Genomic DNA, 15,319 nt, shown 5'->3' with positions numbered 1-15,319 from the left:
CGCGATCAAGGTCCGCAATGGAGCCAGCAGTGATCGAGGATACTTTCAGATCACGTACTTGTCCCAGCCTGCATAATGCTCGGCGCTGCGCTTCCCCCTTGGAAAGCTGAGGCCGACGAGCGCAATGCCCGCTACGACCGAGGCCACGGCACCAAGGTGACCAACGCCGTCCAGGAGGAAAGGCGCGGCCACGAGCCAGGCTCCGAACGCGACATTGATCAGCCGCAGCACGCGGGCAACCTCCGCTGTGGCGATGATCGCGACCGTGATGACCAGCGCACCCACAACGTGATCGCTGTTCGCCATCCCGCCTTCCGTGCCGAACAATACCCGGGTGAGCATCAGCAGGACGCCGATGACGATGCTCGCAGTCAGCGTCCATGGCAGGGTCAGACCCTTCTTCGCGTCCGCCCAGAAGGTGCTTGGCGAGGCCATCGCGTCCGAGGTGTCCTCTCCGCCGGCCGCGATCGCGTCGCCTTGGAAGAAGGTGCGGATCAGCGGTTTGCCTTGCCGGCGCGCCCAGAGAAGGAACTGACCCATCGCAATCACCTCGTCGAGCGCGAACGGGATCATGATCAGCATGGCGAGCGCGGCGATCAGCGCCAGCGTGCTCCACGTGCCGATGACGATGGGCTGACTGATGATGAAATAGATGCTGATGACGCCGAGCGGGATGACAAGGATGCCGAAGAAGGTCACCATCCACGGCATGGTCCGCCAGCGGTCGCGGGTGCCCATTACCGCCATCAGGATCTCGAGGACATAGCTGACCGTGCCGAGCCCACCATCGGGAATCGGCCAGGCCTTGGACATGTCCGAGGTGATGATCTCCTCGGTGCCGTTGCGTGGATCGCTCAGGGAGCCGGCGAAAAACGGCTCCCAAACGCCGTCAATATGCCCCAGTTGGTAGGCGGTGAGGATGCGCGAGGTGAGAAGGCCGATCAGACCCATGGCGACGATCGGCAGCCGCTGTGCGTCGGTGGATGGCGAATAGGTCCAGCCGGGCGGGATGTTCTTGGGGTCCATCATGCCCGCCATGCTCATGCCCGGCATCATCGGCACGAGCACCGACAGGGCGATCACGGCCGAGCCGATGAGCAGGTTGTTGTTGTACTGAGCGGCGCTCGGGCTCCAGAAGATCAGCGGGGCGAAGAACAGCCAGATGCCGACGAACGCGACCGCCCACTGCGCCCATGTCTTGGTGCGCGGAACGAGCGACAGCGCGCCGAACAGCACGATGGCGAGGCCGCTGACGACATCGCTGATGGCCAGCGCGTTCGCCCGCCACTCGATCGACGGCAGCCCGCGATCAATAGTTACGAAGCGCGCCGCCTCGCCGACACTGTGAGTGGTCACGGAGTCGTAGATAAGCGGGCTGGAGGCGAGCCACAGCCCAAGACCGATGTTTGCGTAAAGAGCCCAGCGCGCACGGCGCTCGTCGCGGTCCATTATGGCCATGTGATCGCCGTGTGCACCGTGACCGGTCATCGCCATGTCCGCCGCGCCAGGTCGGTGCCCCATGGCAGCATGGTCCATGCTGCTATGGTCCGCAGCCCCGTGATCCATACCGGCCATTCCACCGCCTGCCGCTGCGGGTTGTTGGCCCGGCGCTACAGGTTCGGCCTTTAGCTTATCGTGCCAGGCAACCAGATTCTCGTTAAGCTTGTTGTTCCGATACCAGGCCCGCGGGTGGCGCTTCAGCGCGGCGACGATCGTCGGCAGCGTGTCCCGGAGGCGATGCTTCGGTTCCCAACCGAGCAGCAAGCGGGCGCGTGAAATATCGAGGATATAGTGGTCGTTGCTGCTGTCGATCATCCAGGGCTGGATGAAGTCGTCGCTGCCGAGCGCTTCGTTCTGCAGGATGATCCCGGCTTTCGCGAGCGGCTGCGGAATCCGGATCGTCTTCCAGCCCTCGCCGTGGAGCGCCTCGCCGACGATGTCCTGGATCTCGGCATAGCCGGGTGCGTCGGGCTCGCCGATGAGCAGCGGCAGTTCTGACGGCAGTTCGTGCCGCCGATCGACCAGACGCAGCACGGCGTCAGCCAAGTCGTCGCGGTGCACCGATGACTGCGCCGCACACAGCATGCCGGGATAAAAGTGCGAGATCAGGCGGTGCTCGTAAATCTGCGATATCTGCTGCGCGAGAAAAGCCGAGCGTCCGTCGTCGTCGTAAACTCCGGCGGCGCGCATATAAACGACGGGGATGTTTCCGTGGCGCTCATGCAGCAATGTCTCGGCGTCGACCTTGGACTGCGGATAGGCCCAGGACGCGCCGATCGGCGAGTCCTCGTTGATGCGCTCGTAGGGTGTGGGGGTCGGCTTATGAACGAGCATCGTGCTGGCGAAGACGAATTGTCCGACTTCGAACGATTGCAGCCCGTCAATCAGCCGGCGGGTGCCCTGCACGGTGACCTTGTCATAAAGCGGATTGGCATCGCCCGTAATATCGTAATAGGCGGCGAGATGGATCACCGAGGCGATGCGGTTGCCATAGCGGGCACGAACCTCATCAAGTGCAGCGCGCACTGCCTCGTCAGAGCCGAGATCGAAGTCGACTGCTGCGGCGGGCGGCGGCGGATCGGGAGGACCAGCGCGATCGAGGCCGACGACCCTATAGCCCTCGCTAAGCTTGGCGATCAACGCGGCCGCGATGAAGCCGCTCGCGCCCGTGATGAGGACGACTTCGCCACCCTGGCCGCTGCCGGCTTCACTGCGTTTGCCATCGTTCATGACTTTGCCACCCTTGTTCATTCATCTCTGAAAACACTGACAGGCCCACCCGGACCAACCCTCTCGCACGCCCAGCTTTGCAGCGCGACGCGGCCTTCCCGCAAGCGCCTGTGGGCGACTTAGGGCGTCGGACACGTAAGCTCAGTCCAAGCGGGGGGTGTCTTGGGAGGCGAGGGTTAAGCCGCGTAAGTGGGTAAAAGAAGGTGGAAGGCCTGAGCGGCGCTTGCGTGGACGGTTGGTCCATAGCGCTTACATGCCCGACGCGGGTGGCGCGAGGGTGCCTAGCCATGCCACGAGCGCCAGGATGCCGATCACGCAGGCTGTCTCGACCGCAAGGCTGGCCCGCAGCGCCGTAAGCGCCCCGCCATGGTCGTTCATGGCAATCGAGCGCTCGAAGGCCGGCGTGAGGCGGAAACGATTGAGTGAAGCGAGCCCCAGCATCGCTGCGAACAAGACCAGTTTGGCGAGCAGCAGCAGGCCGTAGAGTGTCGTCCCCAAGGCCGTGAAATTGGTCGGCCCGACGAGCAGCCAACTATTGATCAAACCAGTTACCACCAGGGTAACAACAACGAGCGTACCAACGGAGCCAAACCCGTGCAGGGCGCGATGGGTCAGCCGAAGGTGCGCAGCATCGATCTCCTCGGCGCGCCGCGCCATCAGGAGAAGCAATCCGAACAGCGCCCCGACCCACAGACCGGCAGCAAGGAGATGGAGGATGTCCGCAGTGAGGTGAAGCCATCCCGTGCTTCCCTCGCTCGCGGCACCATGCCCGTTCCACGCGAGTGTCGCCAATGCCGCGGCTGCCGCAATCATGGCCATAGCCAGCCATGATGCTCTGCCTCGCGCCAGCAGGGCTGCACCGCCGGCGATGACGAGCGCCACCATACGCACCTTCCAGGCGGTGCCAACCGCCGACCCTCCGAGCAGCGCGGCCGCAGCAGCCTGATCGATCGGCCAGAACGGAGATCCGGCCATCGCCGAGGCCATGAGGATCAGGCCAGCGGCCGAGAGAAGCAACCCGAGCGCCGCGCTTGCCGTGAGCCAAGGCCGCAGCGCGATTGCATCATCGCGCTCGCCAAGGCGAAGGCCGTAGAGGCTGAAGGCCGACAGGCCGAACAGCGCCGCCAGGACCAGGTACAACGCCAAGCGGATGGCGACGGTCGGCCAGTCGAGCATTCGCTCACTTCACCGTGAAATTGTAGCTGCCGGTGATTTTATGTGTGTCGCCAGAGACGACCTGCCAGTCGACGCTGTAGCGTCCACGCGGGAGACGCTGCTTCGGGGTGATGGTGAGCGTCCGGCCATCGGCGCCGACTGCGGCGCTGCTGGGCATTTTCATGGCCGCCATGCCCGGCATCGCTGCCATGGTAAGGTCGGCCTTGGAGAAAGCCGGCACGAGTTTCTCGCTGAACTGAAGGCTGATCTTCTCGGGGGTCGCGACGGCCGCGTTGGCGGCGGGGCTGGAGGACACCAGCTTCGGGTGCGCGTTCGCCACGCCGCCTGCGAAGAATAAGGCCGCGGCGGCAGTCGTGATGAACAAGCGACGCATCAGGGTAATCTCCATTTCGATTGGGTTCACCTGTATTACGCAGCCGGGCGGGTCACCCCTCACGATCTTTTTCGTGCCGACGCACCGCTCTCGATGAGGGGCCGGCGGTGGCGGCGCGTATTCAGAAGGGAGCATGGGGCGCTTTTCACCGCGTCTCCTCTCGAGACGAACTGTGGCCGCGGGCCTGGACGGGCGCATGCGCGGGGTAATGATGAGGTTGCGATTGACCGATCAAGGCTGGACGGGCGACCCCGAGGAGGTCATCGACTGTCTGATTGTGGGCGGCGGTCCAGCGGGCCTCATGACCGCGATCTATCTGTCGCGGTTTCTCAGGAGCTGCGTCGTCTATGACGCGGCGGCAGGGCGCGTCGCCTCCATCCCGCACTCGCGCAACCTGCCAGGATTTCCCGGAGGCATTTCCGGCGTCGCGTTTCTTGCGCGATTGCAGGCTCAGCTGCGCGAATATGGCGGTACGGTCCAGAGAGGTGAGATTGACGCAATCGTCGCGTCAGGCGACCACTTCTCGGCAAGCTGCGAACTGAACGTCCTGTATGCGCGGACCGTTGTCCTTGCGACGGGCGTCGTCAACCGGCGTCCCGAGATGCCTGATGCGATGCATGACATCGGCGTGGCGCGTGGGCTTCTCCGCTATTGCCCGATCTGCGATGGTTATGAGGCCCGGCGCATGAACGTGGCGGTGCTCGGCGGCGATGGTCATGGTGCTGAAGAAGCCGAATTCCTGAGGGCTTATGGGGCCAAGGTCACGCTTCTGGCCGAACGCTCGCTCGATCTTGGGCCGACCGAACTTGCCAAGCTGGACCAGCAGGGCATTGATGTCGCCCCCTCGCCTGTCGGGCAGTTGCGTCTTGGCGAGTGTGTCGAGGTGAGGCTGGCCAATGGCTTGGAGCTACAATTCGACACGCTTTACCCCGCACTCGGCTCATCACCTCGGACGCGGCTTGCCTCTTTGCTCGGAGCACAGCTCAGCGAATCCGGGTGCGTGCTAACCAATGCCCACCAACAAACCTCGGTTAAGGGTCTCTACGCAGTCGGCGACGTCGTGGAAGGGCTCGATCAGATCAGCGTCGCAGCCGGACAAGCGGCGATCGCTGCGACCGCAATTCATAACCTGTTGCGCGACCGCGACAGTGGATTGTCATCCGCCCTCGCCGGGCTGTATTCCGCTCGGAGCGTACCGCCGACGTAGCGGGAGCCATTGGCGGTGCGACGAGCGAACACCGCCAACAAAGCGCTGATCGCCGGCTCGCTTGTCATCTTCTTCGGCTGCTTCGCGCTTATTCGTATCCACACGACGATCGGCGACACGGCCTTTCTCCGTTCGATGATCCCGTACCACGATCCCGTGGCTCGCGCGCGAGTGCATCGAGACAGTGTGCTATTATCAGGGTCGGGGTTCCTCGACACGCCCGAGCGGAGCCGGGATCGCTGGCGGCATCCTACGGCACGAAGGTCGGCGCTGCCGCATTCTCCTTCGAACCGCGCCAACACGCGAGCGGCTACTAAGCGTCGGGCCCCTCAGAACGCCAAGTGGTTTATTCCGCCATGCATGAAGGTTCCGCCGAGGAACCCCTGAATTGAGATCGCGAGCGTCATCAGGCCAAGCACCACCCAATACAACGACCGCGACCGCTCGGGACCCTTGCGGTGGCGGGCTGCCATCCAAGCCAGCACGACGCCGAAGACCGCGATCGATGTTCCGAGCCAGCGATGCGTCATCAGGATAGGGTTGCGGTCGGTCAGGTAGAACCCGCCTGCGAACCAGCCCAGGAACGCCGCTGCGATCGCTCCCAGCGCGCCGACCACCAGCATTATGTGTGCGACATGCTGATAGTCCCGGTTGCGGCGCCATAACCCGAACAGCTCTAACCCGAACGCGCCGATGAACATGGCGATGGGAAAATGAATGACCATGGTGTGCAGCCGGCCCAGCCAGCTCACAAGCCGTTCGCCGAAACTCTTGTTCTTGTTGGCGGTCTCCTCGTGCATGCCGCCCATGTCCATGTCGTCGCCGGCGATGTCGCGGCCACCCATGTTCATGTCCACAGTCGACATAGAGCCCATGCCCATGTGGCCGTCGCCAGCGTCCGCCCCATCTGCTTTCTGCGTCTCGGCTGCGCTGTTAGCGACCGGCCCGGGACCCGCCCCGAGCGCATTGTGATCTTCGTGCGCCGATGCCGACGTGCTGACTGATATTGCAACCGCAAGAAGTATAGCGAAGGTCCCGCCTCGTTTGCCGCCCATCACCTGACCCCTTGATCCGTGTTCATCCATTCCCGTTTACGCACGCCCGCCTTCTCCCCTCACCCGCCCACTAGCTCTTTCCGTGAGACTTTTCGTCTGCTTCGACGCGAACTGGATGGAGGAGTCACGCTGGCAGCGGCAGGCGCGTCCTGCCGGCCCTAACCAGAAAAATCGCCGATCAGCTGCCGTGGCGGGCGAACAAGCGGCGTCCGCCGGTGCCGAAGGCGACCACGTCATAGGCCTGCGCCTTGACGCCCGGCACTTCCATTCCCGGCGAGCCGAGCGGCATACCGCCGACCGCCAGGCCCCGCACGCCCTTGGGCCGGGTCGCAAGAGCCCGCTTCATGTCGGCGATCGGCACGTGGCCCTCGAAAGCCATGCCATCGGCGATCGCGGTGTGGCAGGACGAGAGGTCCGCGGGAACGCCCGCGCGCTTCTGCAGCGCCGGGCGGTTAGAATCATCGACGACGCGCACCTGCCGGCCGAGCTGCTGCTGCACCTGCGCCGCCCACTTGGCGCAACAGCCGCAGCCGGGGTCGCGGTGCATAACGATCGGGGTAGCCGCGCTGGCGGCAACCGGAACCAACAAGGCTGCGGCAGTAAGCGCAAATCGCAACGCTGACTTCATGGAAGAATCTCCTTGGTCATTCCTCCCGTTGCTCGCTGGGGGCGGGAGGAATGAGGCTTATTACTGAGGACGCTTGCCCATCGACCGGAGCATCGCCTGGAGTTCACCGATGCTCTTGTTCTGCTCGGCAATCGATTTCTGAGCCATTTGCCGGGTCTTCGCATCGGGCGACTCCCGGAGAACGATCTGCGACATGGCGATCGCACCGCGGTGATGCTCGATCATCTTGCGGACCCACGTCTCGCTCGCATTAGCGCCCTTGGCCTTCATCATCTTTTCATGCATCGCCATTTCGGCGGGCATGAAGGGCGTGTTCATGCCAGGCATGTTGTCGTGGTTCATGCCTTGCATTTTCGAGTGGTCCATGCCCTGCTGAGCCAAAGCGGGGCTCGCCGACATCGCGGCCAGAGCCAGAAGCGTTACTGCCTTGAACATCGATTTCTCCTTCTTGGCCTTGGCCAACGCAACAAGACTAGTTGGCCTTAGAACCATGTGCGAATGCCCAGAACGAGGCTGGTCGACGCCGCGCCCTGGCCTTCGGCGCGCGCGAAGCGGGCTGTGTCCCCGAAGCTGCGGTCGTACGATATGCCCACATAGGGCGCGAACTCGCGCCTGATCTCGTAGCGGAGACGCAGACCGAGTTCGGCCGTGGAAAGGCCTGAGCCGATGCCGATTTCCGGCACGTCCTGCGCGGCGAAGTTGAGTTCGGCGCGTGGCTGAAGAACCAGCCGCTGCGTGATCCGCTGATCGTAATAACCTTCCAGGCGCCCCAGCAGGTCGCCCTTGTTGGACAGGAACAGTGCGCCCTCGACATCGAAGAAGCCGGGTGCCAGCGTTTCGAAGCCGACCGACGCATAGACGCGCGAGGGGTTGGGCTTGAAATCGTAGCGGACGCCAAGCTGTATATCGGTGTATGGGCCAATGGCGCGCGAATAAAGCGCCTGTACCTCCGCCGCTTCCAGACTTCCCCCGATATTCCCTTCGCCCTCGGTCTTGAGCACCAGCCGGTTGATATCACCCCCATACCAGGCACTGCCGTCCCACCGGTAACCATCGCGACCGTCCCGGATCTGGACTTCAGCCAGATTGAATATGACCTGGGAGAAATTCTGCCCGCCGTGCATCGACCGCAGATGCTGCTGCGAATGCGCCATAGCAGCGGCAGAGTAGACCTGGTCCGCGGCCCGATCGGTCGGGATGGGCGGCGGCGGAGCGGTGCCGGCCTGAAGGTTGGTGCCGATCATCGCCGCGCCCGTGGCTGAGGGCATGCTTCCCATGCCGTGTCCCGGCATGCCTTGCATCGCGCCCGAACTTTGGCCCATTCCCGGCATCGATCCATGGTCCATGCCTTGCATAGCACCTGGCTCAGCGGGGTTGGCGCCGCCGGACGCACCTGGCATCGCGGACATGTCGTGCCCCGAACTGGCATCAGGTTTGGCTTCAGGCATATTCATACCGGGCATGGCGGACATGTCATGACCGGCGTGAGGATCAGCAACAGCCGGTCCACCGACCGGAGGCTTGGCGGACCGACTTGCGGCAGGCTTGGCCCCCGATCCCGCCTTCGCGCGCGGTGTCGACCTGGCGGCAGGCTTCGCGGACTCCTTGTGCACGGCGGGCTTGGTCGCTGAGGGCTTCTTGGCGGCAGGCTTTTTTACCGCTGGCGCCTTTGGCGGCGGCATCTTCATGCCGGGCATGTTGGAATGGTCCATCTGCGCGGCCGCCGGCGTTGCGAGGCCAAGCGCCGCGCCGCCGGCGATCAAGAGGAACTTAGGCTGCATCGCGGTTCTCCTCGCCCATCGGGCGAACCGTCACGACACGCATCATCCCCGCGGTCATGTGATAGAGATTGTGGCAGTGGAACGCCCAGTCGCCGGGCGCATCGGCCGTTACGTCGAATGTCATCTTACCGCCGGGCGCCACATTCACCGTGTGCTTGCGAGGCGCGAAGTCGCCATGTCCGGTCACCAGCTCGAAGAAGTGGCCGTGCAAATGAATTGGGTGCGGCATCATCGTGTCATTGACCAGGGTGACGCGCGCGCGCTCGTCCTTGCGGAACGGGATGGGGTCGGCAGGGTCGCTCATCTTCTGGCCGTCAAAGCCCCACATGTAGCGCTCCATATTGCCCGTCAGGTGGATCTCCAACTGACGCGACGGGGCGCGAACGTCCGGGTTGCGGTCGAGCGCGACAAGATCGCGATAAGTGAGCACGCGATGATCCGCGTCCTCCAGCCCCTGCGGCGGCTCGCCCGTGCGGTCCTTCGGCATCGGCGAGATGGTCTGCACTCCCGGCCCCATCTTGACGCCGGGCGCGTTCTTGGGGTTGCGCATGTTCATGTCCATGCTGCCGCCTGACCCATGATCCATCCCGGCCATGCCGCCGCTGCTCATCTGACCATGGTCCATGCCCGCCATCCCGGCAGCGCCCGCCGCCATTTGGCTATGGTCCATCCCAGGCATAGCGCCGCTCATCTGGTCGCCCCCCATCCCAGCCATGCTGGCCATCGCAGCGCCTATCGCCTTCGTTCCGTGATCGGTGGGCTCTTTCCACCCGGTGAGCTTCCACAGGTTGCGCGAGGCATTCTGCATCAACGTGGGATCCGGCCCGCGCTTTGCGACCGGGTTCTCGTCCGCCATACCGGACATCCCCTCCATCCCGCTCATGCCGCTCATGTCCATGCCCATGTCGGTCATGGTCAGCAACGTGCGTGGGCGGAGCGGCGGGACCGGGGCGATCATGCCCTCGCGCGGGGCCAGTGTCGCGCGCCCCATGCCGGATCGGTCGATCGCCTCGGAAACGAAGCTGTAGGCGCGGTCCTCGGGCGTCACGATCACGTCGAAGGTTTCCGCGACGCCGATCTGGAATTCGTCCACGGTTACCGGCCGGACGTTCTGGCCGTCGGCCTGCACCACCGTCATCGGCAGGTCAGGGATGCGCACGTTGAAGTTCGTCTGCGCCGCGGCATTGACGATGCGCAGCCGAACCCGCTCGCCCGGTCGGAAGAGACCCGTCCAGTTGTCGTAAGGTCCAAAGCCATTGACCAGGAAGGTGTAGGTCGAACCAGTGACGTCCGCGATGTCCGCCGGGTCCATCCGCATCTGCCCCCAATCGAGGCGATCCTTAAGGCGCATTTCGCGGCCGGCCAGCAGCCCACTCAGCGTCGGGCGTTGATAGTTGAAATAGGCGCCGCCCATCTGCTTGAGCTTGCGAAAGATTTCCTCGCCCGTCATTTCGCTATGGTCGGAGAGGACGATCACATGCTCGCGGTCGAACGCGACTGGGTCGGCACCCGCCGGATCAATCACGATGGGTCCGTAGAGTCCTGCCTGCTCCTGCTCGCCCGAGTGGCTGTGATACCAGTAGGTGCCGGACTGCAAGATCGGGAACTCGTACACAAAGGTCGAACGCGCCTTGATGCCGGGGAAGCTGATCCCGGGTACGCCGTCCATTTGGAACGGCAGAATGAGCCCGTGCCAGTGGATCGAGCTATCTTCGTCGAGGTTGTTGGTCACCGCAAGGCGGACCTTCTGGCCCTCTTTGAGGCGGACGAGTGGTGCCGGGACCGTGCCGTTTACCCCGATCGCGGGCGTGGTGATCCCGTCCATGACCAGCTTCATTCGGTCGATGGTCAGCGCGATGTTTGTGCCCGACACGGTCGGCAGGGGTTTGGCGATACCGCGCGACACAGGTTGCGCCCAAGCTGGCAAGTAGGCCGACATGGCCAAGGTGCCGCCGAGCGCGGCGGTTCCGCGCATTACGTCGCGCCGGTTCAGTTTGCGGCTCATGCCGTTCCTTCGCTCCAAGTTCATGGCTTGCGGCCGGCGACCCGGGGGAGGGCCGCCGACCTTACCTTTCACTACGCGCGAACCGGCCCATCCCCTCACACTAAGTCGAGATTTTTCGACAATCTTTCACGCGCGCGCCGGAGTCGCATCTCCACGGCCTTGCCGCTGATCCCCAGCGCGGCCGCGGTCTCCCCCTGGGACAGTCCTTCCACGGTCCGCAGCAAAAGCGTCTCCTTGAGCGTGGCCGGCAGCTCGGACACCGCGCGCGAAAGCCGCGCAAGCTCTGCGCGATCGAAGGTTACCGCGTCGGCACCTGGCGCCTCGTCCCGCCCACTCTCCATGGTCTCGGGCGGCAGCGAAGAGGCGAACGATAGTATCTGGCGTATGCGCCGCCGCCTGTGCCAGTCGCGGCTCTTGTTGATCGCCACGCGGGTCAGCCACGCAGCGAGCGGTCGCTCTCCGTCATACTTTCGCAAGTTCTGAAAGGCGGCCACGAAGCATTCCTGAGTGAGGTCAAGCGCCTCTTCGGCGTCGCCGATATGCGAGCGGATCAGGCGGTAGACCGGTTTTTGGTGCCGCCGCATGATCTCAGCGAACGCAGCCTGACGTCCGCCGAGCGTCAAGGCGGCGAGTTCGCCGTCCGTGCAGGCCGCGAGATCGAGGCTCACCGCGCGTCTGCGGTCAGCGCCTTCACCACCGCGCGGTCGAACGCCGTCGTCTGATCCGGCCGCAGGATCTGCCGCATCGCGAACATATGGTTCAACGTCTCCTTTTGGAGCTCACCCATCGCGCCGTGCGAACGATCGACGGCCGCCGCGACCTGCGGCCCGTTACCATGTTCGGCCTCGATGGCGGCGGCGAGCCGGGCGTTGTCGGCTCTGAGCTCCAGCTCCAAGGCACGCCTTCGAACGGCGAAGTGAGACTCCAGCGCCTGGAGCTTAGTCCGTTGAGCTTCGTCTAGCTCGAGCCCGTCGTGGAGCAAGCTGTGAAGCTCAACGCCCGGGCTTGGCGGGGACGGGAACAACTCACGTCCAGCCCAAACGCCTGCGACCGCCGCCACGAACGCGATGATGGCGATCAGCATCGCCCTCCGGTCGCCGCTCGTCACTGGAACGCGAGCAAGGTCGAAGGCGCTAGCGGCATGGCAGGCCCGAAGGGTGTTAGCGTCGGCACCTGCGCAGTCGCCGCTGTGGACGACAATCCGCCGCCCACCACTCCCAAGGCGACTGCGCCTAGCGCTGCCAGCATGCCGGATCGCAGCGCCACTACGCCACCCGCGCGGCGCTCCGCCGCGATCAGTCGCATGACTTCGCCTTCCAGTTCAGCGAGCCGGGGATCAAGCGGTTGCTCGCCAAGGCGGCGCAACGCGCTGTCTAAATCCATGTCCATGGTCATTCCTCCGCCGTCCTCACATCCATTACGCACGGCCGGCGAACACCCCTCCAATCTGGAGTGAACGAATGCCACACGCCCCTCGGCGCGACTGCGCACTCTTCCATTGCGTCCAATCGCTCGCAGCTGGCTACGCAGCCGACAATCCACGCGTCCCGCTGTTCAAATTCCTTGGCAACTCTGTTTGCAGGCCGAGCGCGCCACTGAGCGGACGCCGCGGCGTTAGAAATAGAGGAGCCGGGCGACACCGGTCGGCACGGCTCTTCCGCTGTTTACAAATGAATGTGCTATCTCTTGGAAACCCTAGGGGCTGTTGAAAAACGTGCCGCTGGTAGCCGGGTCCGGTTGGGGGCGGAATGACACCCCAAAGCATAGCGATCCCGTCTCGCATGGGATCGAGAAATGGGAAAGTGACTATCCCTCCCGTTGCGGCGGCAGCCTTCGATATGTCGCTTTTACTTTCCCGGCCGCAAGCCATCTGGGTAGTCGTTCATTGTACCTCGGCGCACAGCGATATGGAAGAACCCAGATCGCCGCACGATCGCTTCAGCCTTACGAACGCAACTAGCTGCCCGCTTGTCGTCTGAAACCAAATCGATTTTCCGTTGCTTATCTGGCAATTCTCTTAACCAATCGCGAACTTCTCGCTCTTTCGACATGACCATATCTTGGATTTGAAAATGGCATACCCCCTCTTCGACATGAACATAAACGGGATAGCCAAGAGACTGTCCTGCTAACGATAGCGCCAGTGCCATGTATGTATTGGTCATGCGTACACGCCTAACACGTATGATCGGATCCGCAATAATGCTGTCTGCTCGCCGCCTATTCCCGATTGGGAAGGCGCAGCGAGAAAGCTGGGCAGGATCGTTCTCTTGATGCGCCTAGGGGAGCTACTTTCTCGAAATCTGTTCCCGATTGAGTTTTCTCAAAACAGCCCGTCGTACATGGGAAAGCGGGAATATTTCTGCACGGCAAATGGCCGGTTTCGAAACGCCGAGACGATTTACTGAACGGCAGGATTTGGGCGGTTCCTGCCGTCGCCGTCAAACGCTGGTATGCCGGTCAGCGTCAGAGTGTCCGGCAGCGCACGGTTTTGACGGCTTGCCGGACAAGATCGGCGCGCAACGGGTTTACGGACACGTTCTGTTCGCTCCTAGCGTACGCAAAACTCACTTTCGTGTCGTGACCCCAATGTGAGCATGAGGGCACCGATATCGAGCAAGCTACGCTGAATGCGAGCACAGCGTCGTTGAGCGCGAGCACGCGCGGTCGCCCGTTCTCACCAAGCGTGAGCAGGAATCTACGCTGATTGCGAGCAAGACAAGCTGTAAGCGTGGCCTGAGGGCCGCCTTGCCCGTTTGGCCGTAGCCGGGATGCTTATCGTCTTTGACGAGGGCGCGGGCGGTGCGGGAAGTTTTCGGTTCTGAGACTGGTCGTACGAGCGCTCGACGGCCTCGGTGGAGGTGGAGGCGATCCGCGAGCGGTGGGCCGGGATGGTCAACAGCGCGCTGGAACACGCCCAGGTAGCCGAGCGGGTCGATCACCGCAGTTACGAGCGTCAGGGGCTGGATATCGAACCGACCGTGAAGATGGGCCATGCGTCGGCCGCGATCGAGCGGCGCGCGTCGGCCGAGCAGATCGCGGCCGGCAAGGAGCCGCACGCCGTTACCCCGCGCGGGCAGATGAACGAGGCGATCATGGAGAAGCGGGGGCTGGGCTTCTACATCGAGCGTGGTCAGGAGCGGATACGGGAGTGGTCCCACCAACTCCGCGAGCGTGCCGATCTAGCGATGCAGGGCATGTCCAGCTTGGTCCAGGGCGCAGCGCGGGCGATGCGATCGGGGCTACAGACCAGCAGCGAGGGCGGGTTCGGGGCGGTGCCGGCGCTCGACCAGTCACCCCAGCGCGACCAGGTGCCGGCGATTGAGCTGGACCAATCGGGGCAGCGTGGGCGCGATCGGCAGCGAGAGCAGGAGCTAGACCGTCAGCGTGGACGTGACGGGCCGGATATCGGGTTCGGGCGGTAGGGTCGCTGTCGAAGAATCGTTTTCGGCAGAGTGTAAGGTAATGCTTGACAAATGTCAGGAAATGCCTTACAATGTGTCTATGATTAAAACATACACCAGCAAGGCGCTCGAAGCCTTCGCCACCAAGGGAGATGGCTCAAAACTTCCCGTCCAGAACCACAACCGCGTTCGCCGCATCCTGCTCACGCTGGATGCTGCCACGAAGCCCGAGGACATGAATGTTCCGGGCTTTCGCTTTCATGGGTTGAGCACCAAGCCCAAACGATATGCGGTCGATGCCAGCGGCAATTACCGGGTCACATGGGCTTGGGATGACGGCGATGCGATCGACGTGAACATCGAGGACTATCACTAGGAGGGTGTCCCCCCTCCTAAAAATCTGTCAGTCATTGCTTGACATGTAAGGCTTTAGTTTACACATAGGACTTACACAGAGACGCATGATGATCCGGGATCGGCCCGGACAGGAGACAGATGATGAACCAGCTCGTATCCGGCCTTGCCCCGATGCACCCCGGTGAGCTGCTGCGGGAGGACATTCTGCCCGCGCTCAACAAGCCCAAGGCGGAGATCGCCAGGCTGATCGAGGTGTCGCGGCAGACCCTCTACGATATCCTCGCTGAAAAGCAGGATGTCACCCCGACTATGGCGCTTCGGATCGGCAAGCTCACCGGCACCACGCCCGAAATGTGGGTGAACATGCAGCGCAATTACGACCTGCGCGTGCAGGCCGTGAAGGATGCCGATATCATCGCGCGTATCCCGACCTTGGAAGCCGCCTGATCCTTTCTCGATTTCCCGTCGAGGTCGAGCCATTTCGGGAAAAGTGAATTGGGAACAAATTCTGGGAAAAGCCCGCCTCGCCGCCCGCTTTACGCCGACAGCGAGGCGGGCTCTCTCATACGCCCTCGTTTCAGAGAAGCGCAGGTCGGACCTGCA

The 15,319-nt window shown here is 63.3% G+C and carries 16 protein-coding genes and 1 pseudogene; 5 read left to right on the top strand and 12 right to left on the bottom strand.

Annotated features, from left to right (window positions below; all coding sequences use genetic code 11):
- Positions 1-45 precede the first annotated feature (45 nt).
- The 3 genes from AAIO73_RS18585 to copC form a co-directional block, all read right to left on the bottom strand.
- Positions 46-2,751: a vitamin K epoxide reductase family protein gene (locus AAIO73_RS18585; protein ID WP_345880104.1), complete on the bottom strand. Its 2,706-nt coding sequence runs from the start codon at positions 2,749-2,751 to the stop codon at positions 46-48.
- Positions 2,752-2,979: 228 nt separating this feature from the next.
- The gene (gene copD / locus AAIO73_RS18580; protein WP_066778374.1) at positions 2,980-3,906 is read right to left on the bottom strand and encodes a copper homeostasis membrane protein CopD; all 927 of its coding nucleotides are present in this window, start codon (positions 3,904-3,906) and stop codon (positions 2,980-2,982) included.
- 4 nt (positions 3,907-3,910) lie between these two features.
- Positions 3,911-4,279 (bottom strand): copper homeostasis periplasmic binding protein CopC, encoded by a 369-nt coding sequence (gene copC / locus AAIO73_RS18575; protein ID WP_066778377.1) that lies wholly within the window; start codon positions 4,277-4,279, stop codon positions 3,911-3,913.
- Positions 4,280-4,502: 223 nt separating this feature from the next.
- On the opposite strand from copC, the gene AAIO73_RS18570 reads away from it, so the two are divergent.
- Together AAIO73_RS18570 and AAIO73_RS18565 are read left to right on the top strand one after the other, a co-directional pair.
- Complete coding sequence (locus tag AAIO73_RS18570) at positions 4,503-5,486, top strand: NAD(P)/FAD-dependent oxidoreductase (protein WP_231731777.1); 984 nt, start codon at positions 4,503-4,505, stop codon at positions 5,484-5,486.
- Positions 5,487-5,519: 33 nt separating this feature from the next.
- A pseudogene (locus AAIO73_RS18565) lies at positions 5,520-5,636 on the top strand (DUF305 domain-containing protein); the annotation flags it as partial.
- Between the two features lie 179 nt (positions 5,637-5,815).
- Here the strand turns inward: AAIO73_RS18565 and AAIO73_RS18560 are convergent.
- The 9 genes from AAIO73_RS18560 to AAIO73_RS18520 form a co-directional block, all read right to left on the bottom strand.
- Entirely contained in the window at positions 5,816-6,337 is a 522-nt protein-coding gene (locus AAIO73_RS18560; RefSeq protein ID WP_245842209.1) for a DUF2231 domain-containing protein, read from the bottom strand.
- 382 nt (positions 6,338-6,719) lie between these two features.
- On the bottom strand, positions 6,720-7,169 hold the full coding sequence (locus AAIO73_RS18555) for a DUF411 domain-containing protein (RefSeq protein ID WP_004212951.1): 450 nt from the start codon (positions 7,167-7,169) through the stop codon (positions 6,720-6,722).
- Positions 7,170-7,229: 60 nt separating this feature from the next.
- The gene (locus tag AAIO73_RS18550) at positions 7,230-7,631 is read right to left on the bottom strand and encodes a DUF305 domain-containing protein (RefSeq protein WP_495779466.1); all 402 of its coding nucleotides are present in this window, start codon (positions 7,629-7,631) and stop codon (positions 7,230-7,232) included.
- 20 nt (positions 7,632-7,651) lie between these two features.
- Positions 7,652-8,950: a copper resistance protein B gene (locus AAIO73_RS18545; protein ID WP_066486608.1), complete on the bottom strand. Its 1,299-nt coding sequence runs from the start codon at positions 8,948-8,950 to the stop codon at positions 7,652-7,654.
- Positions 8,940-10,955, bottom strand: a complete 2,016-nt coding sequence (locus AAIO73_RS18540) for a copper resistance system multicopper oxidase (protein ID WP_066778372.1) — start codon at positions 10,953-10,955, stop codon at positions 8,940-8,942. The genes AAIO73_RS18545 and AAIO73_RS18540 overlap by 11 nt, the downstream gene beginning before the upstream one ends.
- Positions 10,956-11,050: 95 nt before the next feature.
- Positions 11,051-11,623: an RNA polymerase sigma factor gene (locus tag AAIO73_RS18535; protein WP_046407140.1), complete on the bottom strand. Its 573-nt coding sequence runs from the start codon at positions 11,621-11,623 to the stop codon at positions 11,051-11,053.
- A complete protein-coding gene (locus AAIO73_RS18530) occupies positions 11,620-12,039 on the bottom strand; it encodes a periplasmic heavy metal sensor (RefSeq protein ID WP_046407154.1) in 420 nt (139 codons plus the stop codon). The genes AAIO73_RS18535 and AAIO73_RS18530 overlap by 4 nt, the downstream gene beginning before the upstream one ends.
- A 20-nt stretch (positions 12,040-12,059) precedes the next feature.
- The gene (locus AAIO73_RS18525) at positions 12,060-12,344 is read right to left on the bottom strand and encodes a hypothetical protein (protein WP_007407013.1); all 285 of its coding nucleotides are present in this window, start codon (positions 12,342-12,344) and stop codon (positions 12,060-12,062) included.
- Positions 12,345-12,802: 458 nt separating this feature from the next.
- Positions 12,803-13,120 carry a hypothetical protein gene (locus AAIO73_RS18520; RefSeq protein WP_125962618.1) on the bottom strand — a complete coding sequence of 106 codons (318 nt, stop codon included), beginning with the start codon at positions 13,118-13,120 and terminating at the stop codon, positions 12,803-12,805.
- 696 nt (positions 13,121-13,816) lie between these two features.
- Between AAIO73_RS18520 and AAIO73_RS18515 the strand changes: the two genes are divergently transcribed.
- From AAIO73_RS18515 to AAIO73_RS18505, 3 genes are all read left to right on the top strand, one after another.
- Positions 13,817-14,380, top strand: a complete 564-nt coding sequence (locus AAIO73_RS18515; protein ID WP_131818580.1) for a MobA/MobL family protein — start codon at positions 13,817-13,819, stop codon at positions 14,378-14,380.
- Between the two features lie 79 nt (positions 14,381-14,459).
- Complete coding sequence (locus AAIO73_RS18510) at positions 14,460-14,735, top strand: type II toxin-antitoxin system RelE/ParE family toxin (protein WP_037447529.1); 276 nt, start codon at positions 14,460-14,462, stop codon at positions 14,733-14,735.
- A gap of 119 nt (positions 14,736-14,854) precedes the next feature.
- Complete coding sequence (locus AAIO73_RS18505; protein WP_037447531.1) at positions 14,855-15,163, top strand: HigA family addiction module antitoxin; 309 nt, start codon at positions 14,855-14,857, stop codon at positions 15,161-15,163.
- The last annotated feature ends 156 nt before the right edge of the window (positions 15,164-15,319 follow it).

Source organism: Sphingomonas epibiotica (assembly GCF_039615155.1).
Taxonomy (GTDB): Bacteria; Pseudomonadota; Alphaproteobacteria; order Sphingomonadales; family Sphingomonadaceae; genus Sphingomonas.
Note: the sequence above shows the minus strand (reverse complement) of the source record. Positions and strands in the feature narration are given on the sequence as shown.